At 41.2% G+C, this 23,191-nt stretch carries 14 protein-coding genes and 1 pseudogene; 13 read left to right on the top strand and 2 right to left on the bottom strand.

Going from position 1 to position 23,191, the window contains the following annotated elements:
- Positions 1-422 precede the first annotated feature (422 nt).
- Positions 423-689, top strand: coding sequence for a DksA/TraR family C4-type zinc finger protein (locus PAT01_RS17355; protein WP_024034161.1), 267 nt, complete (start codon positions 423-425; stop codon positions 687-689).
- A 37-nt stretch (positions 690-726) separates the two neighbouring features.
- On the opposite strand, the gene gloA is transcribed toward PAT01_RS17355, so the two are convergent.
- Positions 727-1,125 carry a lactoylglutathione lyase gene (gloA, locus tag PAT01_RS17350; protein WP_004589277.1) on the bottom strand — a complete coding sequence of 133 codons (399 nt, stop codon included), beginning with the start codon at positions 1,123-1,125 and terminating at the stop codon, positions 727-729.
- A gap of 939 nt (positions 1,126-2,064) precedes the next feature.
- On the opposite strand from gloA, the gene PAT01_RS17345 reads away from it, so the two are divergent.
- The 12 genes from PAT01_RS17345 to PAT01_RS17290 all read left to right on the top strand — a co-directional run bounded on the left by PAT01_RS17345 (position 2,065) and on the right by PAT01_RS17290 (position 22,908).
- The gene (locus tag PAT01_RS17345; protein WP_024034160.1) at positions 2,065-2,943 is read left to right on the top strand and encodes an NAD(P)-dependent oxidoreductase; all 879 of its coding nucleotides are present in this window, start codon (positions 2,065-2,067) and stop codon (positions 2,941-2,943) included.
- A gap of 146 nt (positions 2,944-3,089) precedes the next feature.
- Positions 3,090-5,348 (top strand): chondroitinase-B domain-containing protein, encoded by a 2,259-nt coding sequence (locus PAT01_RS17340; RefSeq protein ID WP_154945894.1) that lies wholly within the window; start codon positions 3,090-3,092, stop codon positions 5,346-5,348.
- A 2-nt stretch (positions 5,349-5,350) separates the two neighbouring features.
- Positions 5,351-7,570, top strand: a complete 2,220-nt coding sequence (locus PAT01_RS17335) for a heparinase II/III domain-containing protein (RefSeq protein ID WP_404821059.1) — start codon at positions 5,351-5,353, stop codon at positions 7,568-7,570.
- 5 nt (positions 7,571-7,575) lie between these two features.
- Positions 7,576-7,920 carry a cupin domain-containing protein gene (locus PAT01_RS17330; RefSeq protein ID WP_004589273.1) on the top strand — a complete coding sequence of 115 codons (345 nt, stop codon included), beginning with the start codon at positions 7,576-7,578 and terminating at the stop codon, positions 7,918-7,920.
- A gap of 3 nt (positions 7,921-7,923) precedes the next feature.
- Positions 7,924-9,231: an MFS transporter gene (locus PAT01_RS17325; protein ID WP_024034157.1), complete on the top strand. Its 1,308-nt coding sequence runs from the start codon at positions 7,924-7,926 to the stop codon at positions 9,229-9,231.
- A gap of 58 nt (positions 9,232-9,289) precedes the next feature.
- Positions 9,290-10,222, top strand: coding sequence for a sugar kinase (locus tag PAT01_RS17320; RefSeq protein ID WP_154945893.1), 933 nt, complete (start codon positions 9,290-9,292; stop codon positions 10,220-10,222).
- A gap of 65 nt (positions 10,223-10,287) precedes the next feature.
- A complete protein-coding gene (gene eda, locus PAT01_RS17315; protein WP_055020383.1) occupies positions 10,288-10,905 on the top strand; it encodes a bifunctional 4-hydroxy-2-oxoglutarate aldolase/2-dehydro-3-deoxy-phosphogluconate aldolase in 618 nt (205 codons plus the stop codon).
- A 13-nt stretch (positions 10,906-10,918) separates the two neighbouring features.
- Positions 10,919-12,001 carry a class II fructose-bisphosphate aldolase gene (fbaA, locus tag PAT01_RS17310; RefSeq protein ID WP_154945892.1) on the top strand — a complete coding sequence of 361 codons (1,083 nt, stop codon included), beginning with the start codon at positions 10,919-10,921 and terminating at the stop codon, positions 11,999-12,001.
- Positions 11,998-12,960: a class 1 fructose-bisphosphatase gene (locus PAT01_RS17305; RefSeq protein ID WP_154945891.1), complete on the top strand. Its 963-nt coding sequence runs from the start codon at positions 11,998-12,000 to the stop codon at positions 12,958-12,960. The genes fbaA and PAT01_RS17305 overlap by 4 nt, the downstream gene beginning before the upstream one ends.
- Positions 12,961-13,484: 524 nt before the next feature.
- Positions 13,485-16,220 carry a poly(beta-D-mannuronate) lyase gene (locus tag PAT01_RS17300; protein ID WP_154945895.1) on the top strand — a complete coding sequence of 912 codons (2,736 nt, stop codon included), beginning with the start codon at positions 13,485-13,487 and terminating at the stop codon, positions 16,218-16,220.
- Positions 16,221-16,298: 78 nt separating this feature from the next.
- Positions 16,299-19,346 carry a TonB-dependent receptor gene (locus PAT01_RS17295; RefSeq protein WP_154945890.1) on the top strand — a complete coding sequence of 1,016 codons (3,048 nt, stop codon included), beginning with the start codon at positions 16,299-16,301 and terminating at the stop codon, positions 19,344-19,346.
- 604 nt (positions 19,347-19,950) lie between these two features.
- The gene (locus PAT01_RS17290) at positions 19,951-22,908 is read left to right on the top strand and encodes a TonB-dependent receptor (protein ID WP_154945889.1); all 2,958 of its coding nucleotides are present in this window, start codon (positions 19,951-19,953) and stop codon (positions 22,906-22,908) included.
- A gap of 96 nt (positions 22,909-23,004) precedes the next feature.
- On the opposite strand, the pseudogene PAT01_RS20275 reads toward PAT01_RS17290, so the two are convergent.
- Positions 23,005-23,191, bottom strand: a pseudogene (locus PAT01_RS20275) (hypothetical protein); the annotation flags it as partial.

Below are 23,191 nucleotides of genomic sequence, written 5' to 3'. Positions count from 1 at the left end.
TGCCACTTACTATTTTAGTAGTGTATAAATCTATAACTTCCTCAGCGCTATCCAGTGCATTAATTTCTACCGCTTATCCGTTAAAATTTTAGTTTTACACTTTTAATTTTCTTCAATATCTAAAAACCTATCTATTTAATTAATAATCACCTACGTATAATTTCTTTGGTTTTCAAGACCGATCCGCAATAATAATTATTCATTTACAGTGATAAATTTTTTGCTAGCTGCGTTAAAAATACATACTTATAACTGCATGTGTAGATAAAATGGATAGCACAACTAAATTTCAAATTACTCTTAACCATATTTATTCATCCTTTAAATAGCTCAATCAATAAAGCCTGTACAAAATATTCAGCATTTATAAAGCGCTGTGCTGCTAACCTTTTAGCTTAATTTCTTATTATTAGGAGTTAATTATGGCAAGTGGTTGGGCGCGTGATGGCGCAATTCAAGATCAAATCGATGCAAGTGTTAACGATGCAGTGCAATATGCAAGGCAAAATTTAATCTCAGGCGCGAGTGCTGAATTCTGTGATGAGTGTGATTGTGAAATACCACAGGCACGCAGGTTAGCGCTGCCAGGTGTTAGGCACTGTGTGGCGTGTCAAAGCGAGCTTGAGGCTAAAGGCAAAGGCGTTGCTGGCGTAAACCGCCGAGCAAGTAAAGATAGCCAACTAAGGTAAAGGTGCGACTAGGCACCTTTTTGATAAATTTTATTCCCTAGTGAGCTTTGTTTTTCTTTTTCTGAATAAGCTCAATTGAATAGCCATCAGGGTCTTTCACAAAAGCAATTTCTGTTGTGCCACCTTTTACTGGCCCCGGTTCTCGACTGACGTTTCCACCAGCGGCCTTTATGTCGTCACATGCCTTGTATATATCGTCAAATTCAATAGCTATATGGCCATATGCATTACCAAGATCGTAGCTATTTTCATCCCAATTATAAGTAAGCTCTAACACAGTATTACTATCCTCTTCACCATACCCTACAAAAGCTAATGTATAACGATACTCTTCGTTGTCAGAACGGCGTAATTCTTTCATTCCTAAAATCTGTGTATAAAAAGAAAGTGACTTTTCTAAGTCGGCTACACGCAACATTGTGTGTAATAAACGCATTTAGGTTACCTCTGTGAGTTTAAATTTAAATAGGTGTGGAGCATAGCGTCTTTATGGAGTATCCATAACCGCATTGCAAAGGCCAGAGCCTGCCATATACCTAGGGGCTTATTTTACCTCAACTGTGAACAATAAGTTTATATTAACCAGCTATTTGCGCACTCATTGCGTCAAATTTACTTGCAATAAGCCTAGCTATTGCCGCGCAAGTGGCTTTGCCTTCACTGAAAACCTCGGCTTGTGAAATAAATTAAAATATCAGTACGATTTAATACGTAAGTAAACTTCTTAACCTGAGTTCGGGCAATTTAAGCTAAATGTGGGCAAGGCTAGGCATTTACAACCACGGATTGCCATAATATTAGCACACTAAATTAGTGGTTTTACCAACAATGGGTTAGTGCACAATGTAATTATAGCCACGCTATTTATACGAGTTTATAAAGTTGTTGCACTTATTGGTCAACCTATTTTTTATTAAGCTCTAACCAAAGAAGGGAAAAGTGAGTGGAATTAATTTGATTTCCATACTACCTATAACTAGTTGTTTATTATTGTTATTTTGTTGATTTGAAATAAATTGTAAATTACCTTGGTTTACAAAGTTAACTTATTGGTTGACAAGATTGGTGTATGGTAATACAGTTTTTGCATACCAATTGGTAAGTTGCTTGGTTTTAGCTTCTCCAAGGTATTAATAAATAATCAAAGCAATGCTAAGCATAACGAAATAAATACGTAATCGGTCAACAATATACAGCGTGTAATCACTCTGTTTTTATTCGCTCAAATGGTAATAACGCGGCGGGTTACTTATTCAAACGAACATGCTCAGGGTTACTTTAGCAAATTGAATTAAACGACACAGCGTACCTATTTATGGGGTAAATCATTACTCGTACTCATAAAAGCACGCGCCATCATATTTAGGAGTTATTCATGTCTAAACCAGTAATCGGTTTTATCGGCCTTGGCTTAATGGGCGGCAATATGGCCGAAAACTTACAAAACAAAGGCTATGAGCTTATTGTTATGGATTTAAACAAAGATGCGGTTGCTGCATGCGTTAGCAGAGGCGCAAAAACAGCAAGCACTGCAAAAGAGCTTGCACAAGGTGCAGACATAATTATGTTTTGTTTAACAACATCAGCAGTTGTTGAAAAAATTGTGTACGCAGAAGATGGCATTTTAGCGGGTATTAAAGAAGGCGCGGTATTAATTGATTTTGGTACATCAATTCCTTCATCTACTAAAAAAATTGGTGCTGATCTAGCCGCTAAAGGCGCAGGCATGATTGACGCACCACTAGGGCGTACTCCAGCCCATGCTAAAGACGGCCTATTAAATATTATGGCAGCGGGCGATATTGACACCTTCAATAAAGTTAAACCTGTACTTGAAGATCAAGGCGAAAACGTATTTCACCTAGGTGAGCTAGGCGCAGGGCATACAACTAAGTTAATCAATAACTTTATGGGTATGACCACGGTATGTGCTATGTCACAAGCGTTTGCTGTAGCAGACAAAGCCGGTGTAGACCGCCAGCAACTATTTGACATTATGTCGACAGGGCCTTCTAGCTCTCCATTTATGCAATTTTGTAAAAACTACGCGGTAGACAATGTAAGCGACCTTGGTTTTTCAATTGCCAATGCAAACAAAGATTTAGGCTACTTCCTACAAATGGTTTCAGACCTTGGGACTGAATCAAAAATTGCTGAAGGGTCATCTGCTAACTTACAAGCGGCATTTGATGCAGGTATGGGGCAAGGCAACGTACCAGAAATTTTTGATTACTTTAAAACTCTAGAAAAGTAATACCGACAACATTGGGTGCTTTAACGTAGTTAAAGCACCAAAACACACACAACATCAATTGGCTAGATTTAACCTGCTTTGTGCAATGAGTGCAGCATTACTATTGATAAGGCATTACTTCCGGTCACACTGAAAAAGAGTTATCTATGCGTTTAATTAATATAATAAAGCTTAGCCTAGTTCTTATTGGGTGCACATCCACACAATTGGCAGCCAAAGATTATTTTGTAGACACTAAACAAGCTTTTCAAGAAATCTCCGACAAACTCGTTGCCGGCGATAAAATAACTCTCAAAGACGGTACGTGGTCTAATTTCGAAATTTTATTACAAGGCCAAGGAACCAAAAACGCCCCTATAAAGCTTACAGCGCAAACCAAGGGTAACGTTATTTTATCAGGGCAATCTAATTTAAGACTGGCGGGTTCGTATTTAGAAGTGTCAGGGCTTGTATTTAAAAATGGTTATACGCCTAGCTCAGCCGTTATTGAATTTCGTAAAAATAAAGATGAGCTTGCTACTCACTCCCGCGTAACACAAGTCGTTATCGATAACTACAATAACCCCGATAAACGAGAATCAGACTATTGGGTGGCTCTATATGGTAAACACAATCGTTTTGATCACAGCCACTTAGTAGGTAAACGTAACAAAGGCGTTACGGTTGCAGTAAGGCTTAATAGTGAGCAAAGCCGACAAAACCACCATCAAATTGATCATAACTTCTTTGGCTATCGTCCTACTTTTGGATCTAACGGCGGTGAAACACTACGCATTGGTACTAGCCACTATTCATTAAGTGATTCATTTACCGTAGTTGAAAACAACTACTTTGAACGTACTAACGGCGAAGTAGAAATAATCTCGGTTAAATCAGGGAAAAACCAAATCCGCAATAATGTGTTTTTTGAATCTCGCGGCACACTAACGCTGCGCCATGGTAATGGCAATATTATAGAAGAGAACGTTTTTTTTGGTAACGGTGTAGATCACACAGGTGGCATTCGCATAATTAATAAAAACCAAACAGTAAAAAATAACTACTTAGAAGGTTTAACAGGCTACCGTTTTGGCAGTGGTTTTACGGTTATGAACGGCGTACCTAACTCACCAATAAATCGCTACCATCAGGTAGAAAACGCGACAATTGAAAACAATACCTATGTAAATGTGCGTCATATACAACTTGGCGCAGGTAGCGATAGCGAGCGTAGCGCTGCACCAATTAATAGCGTAATGAAAAATAACCTTATTATTAATCAAAATGGCGAGCAGCCTTTTACAACCTTTGATGATGTAAGCGGTATTAAATTTAGTAAAAATGTAGCTAATACCCAGGTATTAAAAGAGTTAAATTACGGTGTTAAACAGCAAAATGTAACACTAACCAGAGCTAGTAACGGTTTACTGTATCCTGAATCAAGCAAAATTAGTGCAGGTGCTAAACGCGGTTTAAAGGTGCTAAAAAAGGCCGATACCGGCGTTAGCTGGTATCCAAAAACAGAGCAAGTTGTGGCATTTGATACGGGTAAAACTCACCAGGTTAAAGCAACTGCTGATGCCTTACTTAACGCAATCAATGCAGCCCAAACGGGTGATGTATTAGAGCTTGCAGATGGTCAATACGATGTTTCTAAACTCGTTAAAATAACAAAAGTGCTTACCCTTAAGGCTAAACATACTGGCAAAGCTAAGCTGACCTACCAACGCTCCACCTTATTCGAAATTCATGATGGCGGTAGCTTAAAGCTAGATGGTTTAGTTATTTCGGGTGAAAACGCACCTGATGCTATTAATAATAGTGTGGTACGTACTAAAAAGTGGGGCATGGTTGATAACTACCGCTTTGAAATACACAACTCACAATTAACTAATCTTGATATTAATCACTCATTTCACTTTTTTGTAACGGGTAAAGGGGCGATGGCAGATGAAATCACGTTAGTAAATAACACCTTTAAAAATGTGACTGGCGATATTTTACGTCTTGATACCGAAATAGAAGACTTAGGTATTTATAACGCAGAGTATGTAACACTTAAAAGCAATACCTTTAATGAGGTAGCCGGTGGAGTCGTTAAGTTATACCGAGGTGGAAGTGATGAAAGCACCTTTGGTCCGCATTTATTAATGACCAATAACACCCTAACTAAAGTAGGTTTAGGTAAGCGCAACAAGGCGCAAGCGAGTGTGTATGCGCACGGTGTACAAGTAACAAATATTGCAAGCAACGTATTTGAAAAAACGGCACCGATTAAAATTGAGCACACGGTTGGTGAGCCAATAACAGCCATTACAGATAACACCTTTGATGCAACTCAAGCGCCAAGCGTAAAAGAGTTACGTGTAGCGGGCCCGCACACGGCAACGATTAAAAATAACAACGTTTTAAATAAGGTGAACTAACAATGATGAATTTAACCCAAAATAAGTCATTATTTAAAACGCTGGGTGTTACTGTAAGTGCCTTAGTTTTATCGATAAACGCCTACGCAGCGCATCCAAATTTGGTAATAACCAATGATGATGTACAGCAAATGCGCCAAGCAATTAGCAACAATGAACAGGGTAAGTTTGCCAACGCATTTGCAGCGCTTAAAGCACAAGTAGATGAGCAAATTAAAAGCCCTATAACAGTGCCTGTACCAAAAGACGGTGGGGGAGGGTATACCCACGAACGACACAAAAAAAATTATCAGCTTATGTATAACGCCGGTGTTATTTATCAGCTAAGCCAAGATGATAAATACGCTCATTACGTACGTGATATGTTGCTTGAGTATGCCAAATTATACCCAACACTTGATGTACACCCTAAGCGCAAAGTTAAGTCGCAAAACCCAGGTAAACTATTTTGGCAAAGCCTTAATGAGGCCATGTGGCTTGTTTATACCATTCAAGCATACGATTTAGTGCATGATGCGTTAAGCGCCGCTAATATTAAAACCATTGAAAATGACTTACTGCGTCCAGTATCGTTATTTTTATCACAAGGCCAGCCATCAACCTTTAATAAGGTACATAACCATGGTACGTGGGCTACAGCCGGTGTAGGCATGGCAGGGTATGTGTTAGATGAATCTGAGTGGGTCGAAAAGTCTCTTTACGATTTAGATAAATCGGGCGAGGGTGGCTTTATTAAGCAGCTAGACATGCTGTTTTCGCCACAAGGCTATTACAACGAAGGTCCTTATTATCAACGCTTTGCACTACTTCCGTTTGTTACCTTTGCTAAAGCAATTGAAAACAACGAACCGCAGCGAGACATTTTTGAATATCGCGATGGCATATTACTTAAAGCCATTGATACTACTATTCAGCTAAGCTATAACGGTTTGTTTTTCCCGATAAACGATGCAATTAAAAGTAAAGGTATAGACACAATAGAGCTGGTACACGGTGTAACAGCCGCTTATGGTTTAACACACGATACTGGTTACTTAGATATAGCCAAAAAGCAAAATCAAATAATACTATCTGGCGATGGCCTAAAAGTGGCTCAAGCACTGGATAAAAATAAGCAAACCCCTTATGAATTTAAATCGGTAGCGTTTGGCGATGGTAACGATGGCGAGCAAGGGGCGTTGGTAGTAATGCGTACGCAAACTGGTGGCGACCAAGCACTTTTATTTAAACCTGCCGCACAGGGTTTAGGGCATGGACATTTTGATAAATTAACTTGGCAGTTTTACGATCATGGCAATGAAATTGTGTCTGATTATGGCGCTGCACGTTTTTTAAATGTTGAGGCTAAATACGGCGGCCGTTACCTACCAGAAAACGAAACTTACGCAAAACATACCGTGGCACACAATACGGTTGTGATTGATGAAACCTCGCATTTTAATGCAAATGTTAAAGTGGGTAATAACAATCATCCTACGCTTAATTTCTTTGAAACAAACCAATACGGAACGGTGTCAAGTGGGCAAATAAGCACCGCTTACAAAGGTGTTGAGCTTGAACGCACCTTAGCATTAATTAATTTACCTATGCTTGAAAGCACGCTTGCAGTTGATATTTTTAATGTGACTGCAGATTCCTCCCATAAAATTGATTTACCACTGCATTACAAAGGCCAATTAATTGATACCAGCTTTGAGTTACTTGGTAACACCAAAAGCTTAGCTGCGCTGGATGATAAAAATGGCTATCAACATTTATGGTTAAAAGCACAGGCGCAACCAGATGAAGGCCTAGCAAAGGTAACGTGGTTAAACGACAACGGCCGTTTTTATACACAAACTAGCCTAGTAAAAGGGGATGAGTCTTTCTTATTTACGCAAATAGGGGCAAACGATCCACACTTTAATCTTCGTAACGAAAATGGCTACATTCGCCGTGTAGAAGGTAAAAAACAGCATAAATTTATTTCAGTACTTGAGCCTCACGGTGAATACAACCCAAGTAAAGAATATACCCTAGAGGCTGTGAGCCGTGTATCGTCACTTAAGTATGACGCGCAAGAGCACTTAGACCTAATTGAAGTTAAAGTAAAAAATAATACCTATTTGGTTGCTATCAACAAAGCCGATAAAGCAGCTAAACACACATTCACATATCAAAATAAAGCATTCACCTTAAATGGCCGCCTTGGCGTTTATGCGATGAAGAATAATCAGGAGTAAACAGGATGCAAAAGCAAAGTGCACACTTTTCATTTGGTAACGAAACCGAGATTGAAGATTTAGGTAATGGCTTAAAACGCCAAATGCTTGGCTATAACGAAGAGCTAATGGCCGTGAAAATTTGGTTCTCAGAAGGGGCTATTGGTTATAACCATGCACACAGGCACTCGCAAGTAACGTATGTGGTTGAGGGTGAATTTCACTTTAACATTGATGGCGTAACTAAAATCTTAAAAGCGGGTGATAGCTGTTTTATTCCTCCTTTTGCTGATCACGGTGCAACGTGCCCAACTGGCGGTATACTGATTGATACCTTTAGCCCAGCTCGCGAAGACTTTCTTGAGGAATAACCTATGAAAATTCAAGGCTTACGCTGGTGGGTTATAGTGCTAATTGCACTTGCTACCATTATTAACTACATAGACCGTCAAGCGCTTAGCGTTTTATGGCCAGACATTGTGGAAGAGATGTTCCCTGATGAATCTGCGTTAGAGCGTAAACAAATTTACGCTAATATTTCTATAGTATTCGTATTTGCTTATGCATTTGGCCAGGCTATTTTTGGCAAAATTTTTGACTGGGTTGGCACGCGTTTAGGTTTTGTGCTTTCAATTGGTGTGTGGTCATTAGCCACTGTTGCCCATGCTTTTGCACAAGGGGTGCTTAGCTTAAGTATTTTCCGTGCAATTTTAGGTGTAGCCGAAGCTGGTAACTGGCCCGGTGCAGCTAAAGGTAATGCCGAGTGGTTTCCAACTAAAGAGCGTGCTTTAGCGCAAGGTATATTTAATTCTGGCGCAGCCATTGGTGGCATTATTGCTATCCCGCTTATTGCTTATTTAACCGTGTATTTTAGCTGGCAAATGGTGTTTGTATTTGTTGGTGCCTTAGGTTTTTTATGGTTAGTTCCTTGGATTATATTGGTAAAAGCGCCTCCAGGCTCTCACCCTTGGATAAGTGAAGAAGAGCGTGAGTACATTCTTACCGGACAAAGACGCGTTGATGATAACGGCGATGTAACAAGCGATGACGAAGAAGAATATAACCCGTCTACAGGCGAGTTACTCTCTCGAAAGCAAAGCTGGGGTGTAATTATAGCCTCTGCAGCTATCGACCCTATTTGGTGGTTATTTGTTTTTTGGATACCAATTTACTTAAACGAAGTGTATGGCATGGATGTTAAAGCGATTGGTATTTATGGCTGGGTTCCGTATGTAGGCGCTATGTTTGGTGCTTGGTTTGGTGGCTTACTTGCCCAAAACCGCCTCAAAGCAGGCTGGAATACCGATAAAACACGTAAGCTGACCATCACATTAGGGTGTTTAATTATGTTGCCGGCGCTGCTTGCAATGGCAAACCCTGGGGAGCCAGTAATTGCGGTACTTATTATGGCTGTTATTTTATTTGGTTTTCAAACCGCCATTGGTAACGTGCAAACCTTACCAAGCGACTTACTGGGTAAAAAAGCGGTAGGTACGTTGTCGGGCTTCTCTGGCATGGCCGCTAAATTAGGTGCTGTAGGCCTTACGTCATTGGTACCTATTTTAACAGCGGACGGTAATTATACACCGGCGTTTGTGATAGGCGCGTCTTTAGCGATTATTGCAATGGCAGCTGTATGGATTTTAATTCCAAAAATTGAACCATTGAAAAAACCTAACTAATTTGTTGGCAATGGCTGTGTTTCTTACAGCCATTTACTACCTAAGGTAAGTGATAATAATGAAAAATATTTACTTTATTGGCGAGTGCATGATTGAGTTAAGAGCGACTGTTCCCTCTACATTGCATCAGTCATTTGCAGGTGACGTATACAATTCGGCTGTTTACTTAAAGCGTTGTTTCCCACAAATCACCACCTCAGTTATTACCGCTTTAGGGGAGGATAACTTAAGTAAAAAAATGCGTGAGCGTTTTGCAAGTGAGCAATTAAATACAGATTATGTATTTGCTCATAACAGTAAAGTCCCAGGTATGTATTACATAGAAACGGACGAGCAAGGCGAGCGCAGTTTTATTTACTGGCGGGATGATTCAGCAGCCAAAAAGGTGGTTGAATTTATCAGCCCTGAGCTCGTTAAGCAGCTGTCATCGGGTGATATGTTTTTCTTTTCGGGTATTTCTTTAGCCGTAATAGAAGAGCAAGCAAGAGCGCAGTTTTGGGACATAGTAAAGCAACTTAAAGCCGCGGGTGTAAAAATAGTATTTGACCCAAATTACCGTGCGCGACTTTGGGATAACGTTGAGCAAACTAAAGCGCAATACCATAGTGCATTTAGCCTAGCCGATATTACGTTACCCGGCGTTGAAGACTTAGAAACGCTTTACAACGTGCAAAGTGTAGAAGCGGTAATTGATTATTTGGCTCCGTACAACATTAACGAAATTATAGTAAAAAACGGCCCCGATTCGGTCGTTACAAAAGAGGCTAATACAGTGCAAAGCCACAGTATTACGCCGGTTAAAAACGTTGTTGATACAACCTCCGCAGGCGATGCCTTTAACGGTGTATATTTAGGAGCGCGCTTAGATGGGCGCCCAATTAGCGAAGCGGTTAAGCTGGGCGCGCAGGCTGCCGGCGCTGTTATTCAGCAACCCGGTGCTATTGCACCAAAAGATGTTTTTCAACAAGCCATGGCTAAATCAGGTCTCTAACTGGCTAATTTACTCAATTTATAACACAAAGTAGCACGATTATTTAAAAATAAGGGAAATAACGCATGACTCGCTTTTCTGAACTAATGGCAGGGCAAACTCTGCTACCTATAATTCAAGCAGACACGCCAGAGCAAGGTGTAAACATTGCTAAAGCAATGGCAGAGGCAGGCCTAACTTTGGTAGAAGTTGTTCTTAGAACAGATGCATCAATTGATGCGCTTAAAGCCATTAAAGAACAGGTTCCACAGCTAAAAGTGGGCGCAGGCACCGTTATTAACGAAACAATTTTAAAGCAAGCGCTAGAAGCAGGCTCAGATTTTATAGTTACTCCCGCTGTATCGCCTACACTATTAAGTGAGCTGGTTAAGTGTAACGTGCCAGTATTGCCAGGTGTATCAAATACCGGCGATATATTAATGGCGCTTGAGTATGGTTTTGAAGAGCAAAAACTCTTTCCTGCTTCACTTGCTGGTGGTGCGCCGTTTGTCTCTGCTGTCTCATCTGTATTTCGTGCAGTGAGCTTTTGCCCGACTGGCGGTGTAAGCGAAAAAAATAAAATGGATTACTTGTCGTTAAACAATGTATTTGCAGTAGGCGGTACCTGGGTTGCTAAAAAAGAATGGGTAGCGCAGGGTAATTGGCAAGCCATTACAGACTCTTGTATCGAGGCTTTAAAATAGCAAGGAGCAAAAAATGAATTATTTAGCCCCAACCATTGCACCAGGCGTTGTTGTTGGCGATGAAGTAAGCGAAGTGTATAAACACGCACGAACGCATCAGTATGCATTGCCTGCTGTAAACGTGGTGAGCACATCGTCAATTAATGCCACCTTAGAGGCCGCAAAAAAAATGAAGTCGCCGGTCATTATTCAACTATCTAATGGGGGAGCGCAGTTTTTTTGTGGTAAAGGTTTAGCACTAGAGGGCCAGCAATCTGCCGTTGTTGGGGCAATAAGTGCTGCACAGTATGTGCATAACGTGGCGAAGCACTATGGCGTTGCTGTCATGCTGCACACAGATCACGCAGCAAAAAAACTACTGCCCTGGATTGATGGTTTATTAGATGAAGGCGAAAAGTATTTTGCACAAACAGGCAAGCCGCTTTTTTCATCGCACATGATAGACCTGTCAGAAGAGCCACTGGAAGAAAATATAGAAATTTGTGAGCGTTATTTAGCGCGCATGGCAAAAATAGGCATGACACTTGAAATAGAGCTCGGATGTACCGGCGGAGAAGAAGACGGGGTTGATAACTCGCACCTCGACAGCTCTGCGCTTTACACTCAACCAGAAGATGTAGCCTACGCCTATGAGCGACTTAGTAAAATAAGCCCTAATTTTATCATTGCTGCTTCTTTTGGTAACGTTCACGGCGTATACAAGCCTGGCAATGTAGTATTAACACCTACCATATTACGCGACTCCCAAGCCTATGTAGCTGACAAATTTAATTTAGAGCATAACGCTATTAATTTTGTATTTCACGGTGGGAGTGGCTCTGAGCACAGTAAAATTGCTGAGTCGCTAACCTACGGGGTGGTAAAAATGAACATTGATACCGACACCCAATGGGCGAGTTGGAACGGGGTATTAAACTACTACCAAGAAAAACAAGACTACTTGCAAGGCCAAATTGGTAACCCTGATGGCGAAGATAAACCCAATAAAAAATACTATGATCCACGTGTGTGGTTACGCCAGTCGGAGCAGCATATGGTGGCTCGCCTGATCCAATGTTTTGACGACCTTAATTGTGTGAACAGGTATAGCGCATGAAAAGACTGAATAAAGTATTAAAGCAAGATGGGGTTGAAACCGACCTTATCATGTTAATTCGCACGCTATTAGCAACCACAAAAGAAATAGCGTTTAGAGTAAGCCAAGGTGAGCTTGCGGGTGTTTTAGGCTCTACCCTTAACGAAAATATCCAGGGCGAGGTGCAAAAAAAGTTAGATGTCATTGCCAATCAACTGTTAAAAGATACCTTAATTGATGACGATCTTGTAAAAACAGTGGCATCTGAAGAAGAAGATAATGCAGTAGGCGCCCACCCTGATGGAAAATATATTGTGGCATTTGATCCCCTTGATGGGTCATCAAACATTGATGTTAACGGGCAAATAGGCACTATTTTTACCATTTACCCAGCAAAGGTAGATGTGCCCTACGATAGTGATGAGCAATTTAATCAACCCGGTACTAATCAGGTTTGTGCAGGCTACGTGCTGTATGGGCCATCGTCGTTACTAGTAATGAGTACAGGTGGGCCAACCCGCTGTTATACACACGATTTAACCCACGGTGGCTTTTTGCTTACAAAACCAGAGCTTGCAGTACCGAGTAAAAGCCGTGAGTTCTCGGTTAATATGGCAAATTACCGATACTGGGATGAAGCAACACAAGTTTACTTTGATAAATTACTGTATACATCAGAAGAGTTTGCTAAAAGCTCTATCCGGTATAATGCAGCCATGGTTGGTGATGTGCACCGAATTTTATGCCGTGGCGGGGTATTTATGTACCCGCAAGATACGCGCGCGGGTAATGAAAACGGTAAAATACGCTTACTTTACGAAGCTAACCCACTGGCAATGCTCACTGAAAACGCAGGCGGTATAGCCACCTCTAAAGGTATGCGTATTTTAGATATTCAGCCCGATGAGCTGCATCAGCGTGTGCCTGTTATTTTAGGCTCTAGTGAACCTGTGACTTATTTTAATTCTACGGTTTATTAAACCTGACTAAGGCCTCAGTACAAAAGGGCGGTTATTGTGCCCTTACGCCTTTTAAATAAAACGTATGCCACTGCTGACAATAGTGAGTTAAACGCAGTGGCTACGTTATTTTATATACACATCAAAAATTCATACCTATAGGCTATTACAGCTAAAGCTTTACGCCTGTGCTTTCCACCCCTCCATTCTTTATGTGCTTATCGCGTTACGTACTAATACAGAGTAATTCTTTCGGTAAAACCAATTGTTCATAAAGGTTGTTTGTTTATCTATTCGTGAAATTAATATTGGTAATAACGCTGCGTTATTAGGCATAAACGTAAGTTAACTTTCAGTTAATAAAATATGATGAATTTTGAACGAATATAGTGGTAAAAGTGTTTTTATTATGCTTATATTACCAAGTTGGTTAACAATGAAGCGTAAAAATAAAATAATTTGGTAATAACACACTGGGTATTTGGTAAATCACACATAACACCTGCTAAATACTAAACCACACAATTAAGGAGAATAGAGCCATGATGAAATTAAAACATTTTGCATTATGTGCTGTTGCAGCTGCCATTATAGGTTGTGACACGGATTCAAATAATAATAACAACACATTGGGCTCTATTGCTCTATCAGGCACAGCGTTAACGGGCGAAACATTGTCGACCAGCGTAAATGATGCCGATGGTATTTCTGGCGAAGTAAGCTACTACTGGTACGCCGACGGACAAGTTATAAGTGGCGCTAATGACGCAACTTTTACATTAACAGATGAGCAAATTGGTTTTGCAATTACAGCACAAGCACTTTATACAGATGACAGCGGTGTTAATGAGTCACATTTAAGTGAGCCCACCGATGAAGTGTCAGCTATTCCTTTTGCGGCCACGGTAGAAATTAACGGTGATGCAATTATAGGTAATGAACTAAGTGCTAATGTAGCGGATGAAAATGGTTTTGATCCGGCGCTTGTAGCATATACATGGTTTGCAGATGATGTTGAAATTGCCGATGAAACCTTAGCAACCTACACTATTACCGAATCGCAACTAGGTAAAGTTATAACTGTAAATGCAGCATTTGAAGATAACAGAGGCTTTGCAGAGTCAGCTACATCAACTGCCACAGCGCCAGTAGAGCGTGCAAATTCAGAAGGGTCGGTGGCTATTGTTGGTACACCTACGGTGGGTAATACACTTACAGCCGAAATAACAGATGAAGATGGCGCAAGCGGCACAATTACTTACCAATGGTTTGCTGATGAGGTTGCAATTAGTGGTGCCACGCAAAGCACTTACGTTGTAGATGAGTCATTATTAGGGCAATTTATTACCGTGCAGGTTACCTACACGGACGATCACGGTTTTACCGAAGACAACCTTTCTGAGGCAACCATTGCTGTTTCTGCAGAGGCTGTAGATGAAGCGGGTAGTATCACCATCTCAGGGGCTGCGCCTTATTTAGTGACTAGCGAATTAATCGCTGAAATTAGCGATAACAACGGCGTAGATGAGCAAAACGTTACCTACACTTGGCTTGCTGATGGCGTAGCAATTGCCGATACCAACAGCAAAACATTTACGCCAACTAATCAAGCTGGCGCGATTATATCGGTCACTGCGAGTTATACCGATAACGATGGCTTTTCAAGCACAATTACCGGTGCCGCCGATACAGTAGTGTACACGCAAGTGATAAGCGATGCGGGTGCGCTATTAGGTGCTATTAATGCAGGGCTTGGTGATGGCGATGTGCTTGGTTTAAATACCGGTGTATATGCCGATCTTGATGCCATTTTGCTAACTAGCGCAGCAACACTTAAAGCTGTTGAAGGACAAAGCCCGGTAATTAGTGGCGAGCTTTGTATTCATGTAGCCAGTGGGGTTGATGGCGCGGGTATTGAAGGACTCACATTTAAAAATATTGATACTAAATCGGGTGGCTTTTGTGAAACCGAAGAAGATGCCGTTATTTATTCTGAGGGTGACAACTTCACATTTACACAAAATACTATCGATGGTGAAGCAGAGACGTTAAATAATTCTACCTACCATTGGTTAATGCTTAAAGGTGACGCCGCAATGGTTGAGCGTAATACCTTTGCCAACCGCGATAAAGCAGAAAATGGTTCGGTGATAAAAATGTCTTCATCGAGCACTAACCACGTTATTCAATATAACCTTTTCACAGGTACCAGCAGCAACCCAAATTTTGGTAACTCTAGTCTTCACTTAATTAACGCAGGTAGTACAACAGGTACAGGCTCGGCTGATGATGCAAACTTTACTATTCAATATAACCGAGTAGAAAACTTTGTTACAGGCCGACGTTTAATGCGCGTACAAACCTCTGGCGCGACGATTAAAGGCAATACCATTTTAAATCCTAATGGCGCTATTTCGCTTGAAGATGGTGGATTTAATACGGTATCAGACAACATTATTATTCGTACCACTGATATTGCAAGTTCAAGCGATCGTCCTGCGGGCGTGCTAGTTACGCCTTTAGGTCACACTGTAAGCAATAACTACATCGCTGGTATTCGTTCAGGTAATAAAGAAGCCGGTGGTATTGTATTTACCGCTAACCCATTTTCACAAGCTGATGGCGGGGTGCCAAATGGAGGTAACCAAGCTGTGCTTGATGGCGCAGGCGACTTTACCCTTAATGTGACAAACAATACGGTACTTAACTCACAGCAACCATTTGTATTTAGTACAGAAATAGGTTCAAAGGCACCTGTTGGAGATTGTGATGAGCTTACCGCAGAAAATGCCCCTGTACTGTATGGTTTAACTAAAAATGCGTTTGAAATTAACTTCAACGGTAATTTAAATGCTAATGGGGTGGGCGATCAAACTGATGAAGACACCATTGAAAGCAGCGCGCTTGTTTATGGTTTCTTTTACCCTAACGAGCTGTCGAGCGATCACTCTTTTGAATACGACTGTGACCTAATTAACCATACTGAATCACTGTTCTCTAACAGCTTTGGCTTTAGTGACAGTTATGAGTCGGGCGATGCGAGCGACCTTTGGGTTGATATTAGAAACGAAAATGGCAATGGTGAATACGACACCGATGGCGCTATTGACCAAAACCCAGAAGCAAATGGTAAAGAAATCCCAGAGTTTGTCACTGCTACAAGTACGCTGCTTGAGACTGACTCAAATGGAGCACAAGCCTTAGCAGGTGCAAGAAACTTATACTACATCCAAAGCACTGATGTAGGTGCAGGCTCTACGTGGGTGGCACAAGATGAATAAGCCCACACTGCACATTATTAATACTTATAAAAATAGCAAACTACGCACAACACACACAATGATAAAGGAGAACGCGGCATGTCGTTAAAAATGGATCGAAGACGTCAACATTCTACAAACAGCTCTGTTTGTAATCATTTTGCACTTTCACCTGCTGCTAAGTTAATTAGAGCTAGTTTACTTGCAGGTATGGCAGGTTCATTGTCATTTAATGCTTTTGCTCAGCAAGAAGCCCAAGAAAAAGTGACTGAAGTAGAGCAAGATGTAGAAATCATCAGCGTTACAGGTACTCGTAGAACCATACAAGATCAAATTGCAATTAAGCGTGAGGCAACAACAGTTGTCGATGGTTTATCTGCAGAAGATATTGGTGATTTACCCGCGCTGTCAATTGGTGAAGCGCTTGAGTCGATTACCGGTGCCGCATCTCACCGTGAAAACGGGGGCGCTACCGAAATCACCATTCGTGGTTTAGGCCCATTTTTAAGCGCAACCCATATTAATGGCCGTGAAGCTACTAATGGTAGTGGTGATCGCTCGGTTAACTTTTCACAGTTTCCATCAGAGCTTGTAAAAAAGGTCGCTATTTACAAAACCCAAGATGCTTCAATGATTGAAGGTGGCGTAGCCGGTGTGATTGCACTTGAAACGATTGCCCCGCTAGATTACGGCAAGCAACGCGTACAAGGCGAAGTTAAACTAAATTACAACCCAGATGAAAGTAATGTAGAAAACTCACTGCAAAGTGATACAGGCTATCGTGGTACGTTTAGTTATGTTGACCAATTTGAGTTTGCCGATGGCCAAGCAGTGGGTGTGTCTTTTGGTGTGCAGCGCCAAGATATTAGCCAACCAGAAGCAGAGTACAGAAGCTCAAGCCCATCGGGCTCTTCACTTTGGGCATGTTTAAATGACCCAACTAATACGAATGAAGGCTTTTACAGAAGCAGCGCAGGTGATTGTGAAGACCAAGTAAATGGCAGTAACAATCAAGGTTATCAAACAAACATCGACCCAGAAACAGGCAAAGCCGAAAGCGATGGTACTCCTTACGCATGGACAGGCAGTAGCCGCAGCTATCGTCAAAATGAAACCTCAGATGAGCGTGATGCAGTATTTATTGCAATGCAATACCAGCCGTCGTCTGAGTGGGATGTTAACTTTGATGCACAAACCTCTGACAGAACACAAAGAGAAGCACGCCACGATTTAATTTTTTTACAAAAACGCGCAACACCTGGTTTAACAGGCCCAACGCTTGTTACTAACGATGTAGGCGGAATTTTACATTGGGAAGGTGAAGAACGTATTGAATCGGCGGGCGAGCAATTCTCACGTGAAGAAAACTACCAAGGTTATGGTATTAATATTGAGCACACGGTAACCGACCGCCTTACTGTAAATCTTGATTTAGCGTATTCAAAAACTGAGCGTGAAGAGCTACAAATTTCTAACCGTGGTAGAACCGCAGACCGTAATTTGTTTAGCTGGGATATGGGCGATGAAATTCCTCACTTCACGTTAACGGACTTTGATGTAACTGATATTTCTAACTTTACAGATAGCTTACGTACACGTTTAGACCGTGAAAATGTTCGCGAAAACGTAGTTAAATCGGCGCGTATTGATTTTGACTACGCGTTAGAGGGCGATATATTTACCAGTATTGAAGGGGGTATTAGAGCCTCTGAACTAAGCTTTATACAGTTTGGTGGTAGCCAAGGTAATGGGTCTCGTACTGAGTACACGATAGGCGATGACTCAGCATTAGAGATACTTCAGGGCTGTCAAATTGACTTCCCAGAATCTGATTTTTTATCTAGCGTATCGGATGGCAACTTAGTAACAAATGTAGATAGTAGCGGTAATGTAATAAGCTCTGGGACAGGTTCTTCGTGGGCGACCTACGATAACGTGTGTTTCTCTCAAGCTGTAGCGGCTACAGACACTGATTATACAGGTGAATTTGGTTACCCTGATGTTGAGTACGAAAATGCCGGTACCATAGATGTTACTGAAAAAAGCACCTCAGTGTACTTAATGGCAAACTACGACACCGAAGTATTTGGTAAGTTTATTCGTGGTAACTTCGGCCTGCGTATTGTTGATACTGATGTAACCTCGGTAGGCTTTAGAACAAATTACACTGTAGATGTAGATGAAACTACAGGCGCTGTAACCCTTGATGCAGGGGATTCACTAGAAAGAACCGAAAGCGGCGGTGGTTATACTAAATATTTACCAAGCTTTAACTTAGTAGTTGATTACAGTGAAGACATTTTACTGCGTGCGGGTATTTACCGTGGTATGTCACGTGCTGACCCATCTGATTTAGGCTATGATCGCGACTTTGTAACAGACGATCAATCTGTTGCGCTATCGCTTTCTGACTTATTAACCGTAGATGGTTCAGGTAACCCTGATACTCAACCATTAATTTCATGGAACTACGACTTAGCCTTTGAATGGTACCCTAATGAAGATTCTATTTTAGCACTAAGCCTATACTACAAACAGTTCCAAGGTGGCTTCCAGCAACAAACTGTGATTGAAGACTATGTGGTTGGCGGTGAAACAGTATCACTACCAGTGACAAATTCGGTAACAACCGATAATGATAGCGATATACTGGGTTTAGAAGCATCGTTCTCGTACCGTTGGGATAATGGTATTGGTGTCAAATTTGGCTATAACTTTGCAGATACTGACTTTGAGTTTGAAGATAGCCTATATGGCGATACATACGTTACCGACCTAGATGGCAATACTACTCAATTAACTGCCGGTATTATTGAACCTGGTTCGGTGCCGGGCTTCTCAGAGCATGTATTTAGCAGCCAACTGTATTACCAAATTGGTGACTTTGATACGGCCATTATTTATAAATACCGTAGTGAATACTTCCAACCATATACCAGTAATGGTACCCGCTTACGTTATGTTGATGCCGTAGGTGTATGGGAAATGCGTGCATCGTATAAAATTAACGAGCACTTTAGAGTTAAAGCTGAAGCCATTAACTTGTTTAGCGCACCTAAGTCACAAGACTTCTTTGTGGAAGATAACCTAGGTGAAGTAAACGATTACGGCCCACGTTTATTCTTAGGAATGAGCTTTAAGCTATAACACAATAACCAGTGATCCCCACTTTAAAACCCAATTAGCGTATGCCGCTAATTGGGTTTTTTTGTATATGCGTGTGGGCTATTAACCCTAAGCTTTTTGAATCGCGGCGCACTTTCTTAACTAAATCTTGGTTAAACCTTTTTACCTAAAGCGCAGCATTACTAAACTCAGTGTTAGTAACGCTGCGTTATTGGCAAGCGAATTAGTTAGTCAAAAGTCTACTATCTTTATCTTGGTTGACCAATTAATTCGGTAAAAGCGGCTAAATATAAAAATAGCGCTGTATATATAAAAAAAATATATCAGTCAGGTTGAGGAGGTTTCAATCTGTTTTTGTGTGTTATTTAACCTTAATTTAGATTTAAAAGCACATTAAATACAAGTGGTTATATTATGGTCAGTAATAAAAGTATTTTTGTCATGCCGAATTGGCTTTTATTGGTAATGACAGATTTTGCTTTTTTTACAAAAAATGGTTTACCAATAGGTTGACCTTTGGTGCTTTTGCTGTAAATATTAAGTTAACCATTTAGATAAATGGTAAGGCGTTTAATAAAAAATATATAGCGAGTTACACATAGCACTGACACACACAGGAAAAACTATGAATCACAAGTTATCAAAAATTACGCTAGCAGTTATATCTGCCACAGCATTAAACCTTTCTATGTCCACACACGCACAGGAAGCCAAGCCAATTGAAGAAGATGATGTAGAGATCATCGAAGTATCTGGCATTCGTCAATCACTTACTAATGCACTTGCTGAAAAACGCTCTGCAGATAGCCTAGTTGAAATTATTCAGTCAGAAGATATTGGTAAATTACCCGATCAAAACCTCGCTGAAGTATTAGAAAACGTAACGGGTATTCAAATTACACGTCAAGCGGGTGTAGGCACAGGTGTACAAATTCGTGGTACCGATGCTAACCGTACCGAAATTAACGGTGTATCAACGGTGGGCTCAGGCTCTGGTCGAAGTGGTATTAGCTTTGAAGATGTATCAGCGTCAATTATTTCAAGCTTAGAGGTAATAAAGTCGCCTGAAGCGAAAACAATAGAGGGCTCTGTAGGCGGTACTATTAACCTTAAAACGATTCGCCCACTGCATTTAGGTGAGCAGCTAGCCACTATTAGAGTGCAAGGTGAGCACAGTAGCTTAAGCACTGATAGCGGTTTGCAACCACGTTTTTCGGGAACTTTTGCTGATAACTGGGAAGGTGATTACGGTAAATTTGGTGTGTTAGTGAGCGGCAGCTACGCAGAGCAAGATGTAACGGCGTTTCGCCCGCGTGCAGATAGAGATAACATTATCACTGCAGATAGCGGTGTAGCCAGCGCTCAGTCTTTTGACTTTTTACCGATTCAATTTTTTGTACAAGATTACGATAACTACGAATACGAAACTAAAAACTTTGTAGGTACCATTGAATGGGCGCCAAACGACAACACAAAGTTTTATTTTGATGCTGTGGTTAACGATCAAGAACGTCGCCAAGAAAGCTCTCGTGTACAGGCTTCTGGTGTAAGTGCGCTTAATGATATTTCGGTTCCTGATGAATTTGAAACCGTAAACTTAGGCTCACTTGGCGGTACCAACCTTGGGTCTATTCAAGCGGCCTTACGCGGTGTCATTCCGGTTAATTTAGAAAACGATGATGACGATCCTAACCTTCGTTTTTCAAGTGATACAAACTCGCGTGTTACCGATAGTAATATTTTTAGACTCGGTGGCGAATGGCAAGGCGATAAGTGGTTTGTTAGTGCTGAAATTGCATCATCATCTTCAGATACAACTACGCCTAGCTTTAATACAACGCTTAACTTTATTAACCCTAATGTGCCATTAGATGCTGGTGGCGGTAATGATAATAGTGTGCCGTTTGAGTATGACTTATCAGGTGGCGCATTGGCATTTGGTATTGCAGAGGGGGCAGAGTACGCACCAACGGTTGAACAACTACTAGACCCTGCAAATGTAGTGCTACGTGATGTAAATATTGGTCAAGATACCGTTGAAAACTCTGAAGATGCGTTCCGTATTGATTCAACCTATTACACAGACTCAATTGTAACCTCTATTGATTTTGGTTACCGCTACAGTAAATCACAAAGCAAACAAAACGAAATTACCTCAAGCATTGGTTTAAGAACCATGGCTGATAGCCCGTCGGGTGATTTATTTGCCGACTTATTAGTGGCAGGCCCAGATAACTTTAACGAAGCTGATGGCCGCTCGTTATACATAGGCGACTTTTTACTTATTGATCCAGAGCTTGTGGCCTCAGACCCTGATGCGGTACTTGCCACATTACAAGCAGCGATGACTGCGCACGGTTCAAGCAAAACATTAAATGCACCTACTTCAAGTTCTGCAGGTTTTTTTGATATAGAAGAAACCACCCATGCGCTATATGCACAAGCTAACTTTGAGTACGAAATGGTGCGCGGTAACATTGGTGTACGTTACATTCAAACAGACGTAGAGTCTACGGGCAACTCAGTTACTCAAGATGGTAGTGGTAATGAACTGGTAACGCGTATTACCAATGAATCTGACTATGACTTTATTTTACCTCGTTTAAACCTTGTCGCTGATGTATCAGAAGACGTACTTGTGCGCTTTGGTGTTGGTAAAGATATTCGTCGCCCTGATTATAACGACCTATCAACGTCTATTACTTACAGCACAAGTCCAAATGACGAAGTTGAATTTGGTAACCCAGCACTGAAACCTGAAGAAGTACTGTCTTACGATTTATCGGCAGAGTGGTATTTTGCAGAGGCAAGTGTATTTAGCGTAGGTATTTTTCATAAAACACGTAAAGACTTACACGTAAATCAGTTAACCTCGCCAGTTGAAGACCCTGTAACAGGGTATCGCGACTTAACAGACCCATGTGAAGGTGGCGGTATATTTAACCCCATTGCAGATATAAATGTATTTGGCCCTGAGAATGGCCGTGGCGTATGTGTTGGCACAGAAACAAAAGTAAACGATAGTGGTGAAACTACCCAAAAAGGGATTGAGTTTGCCTTTCAATATGACCTATCAGGCTTTGAAAAAGACCTAGGGTGGGCATCTGGCTTTGGTGTATTAGCTAACTATACAATTCAAGAGTTCTCAGGTGGTGAAACCGAAAATTCAGCAACCTCAAGAGCAAGTAATGTATTTGCAGCAACCACCGGTACGCCAGGTATTGAAGTAAGTGAAATTCAAGGCTTACTTAACCTTTCTGAAAACGCGTATAACTTTACGCTGTACTACGAAAAATTTGGCCTATCAGCACGTATGCGTTACACGTGGCGTGAAGGGTATCGTTCAAATGACTTTGGTAGTACGTCTAGCTTCCCTTGGGGTTTCCCAGTGGTACAAGAAGACCGTGGCCAGCTTAATGCAAGTATTAGTTACGATGTGAACGAGCAACTTAATATTGGCTTAGAGGCAGTAAATATTACTGAATCTGAAATTAGCCAATCATGTGTAAACGAAAGCGCACTATTGTGTTTCCAAGGTTTAACTGACCGTCGTATTACACTGGGTGCAAGTTACCGTTTTTAAAAAGTATGTTGAGAGTGTGTAGCCTTTGAACGGGCACTAAAAAGCAAGCCACATGGCTTGCTTTTTTTTTACCTAAAATTAGCCGCAGTTAGGTGGTTAATAATGGGCCGTGGTTCTTTGTGTTGGGGGGAAAAATGCACCTGTTTGCAAAAAATAAAGTGTGTGTTGTATTACTTGTTGGTTGTAGCGCATTCCCGTGTGGCTTACATCAAGGGTAATAAAATCACGCATATTAGTAGGGCGTGTTGGTATTTGATGGTTGAATTTGCAGCAGTGTGTTTGG

The organism is Pseudoalteromonas atlantica, assembly GCA_007988745.1.
GTDB lineage: Bacteria > Pseudomonadota > Gammaproteobacteria > Enterobacterales > Alteromonadaceae > Pseudoalteromonas > Pseudoalteromonas atlantica.
Note: the sequence above shows the minus strand (reverse complement) of the source record. Positions and strands in the feature narration are given on the sequence as shown.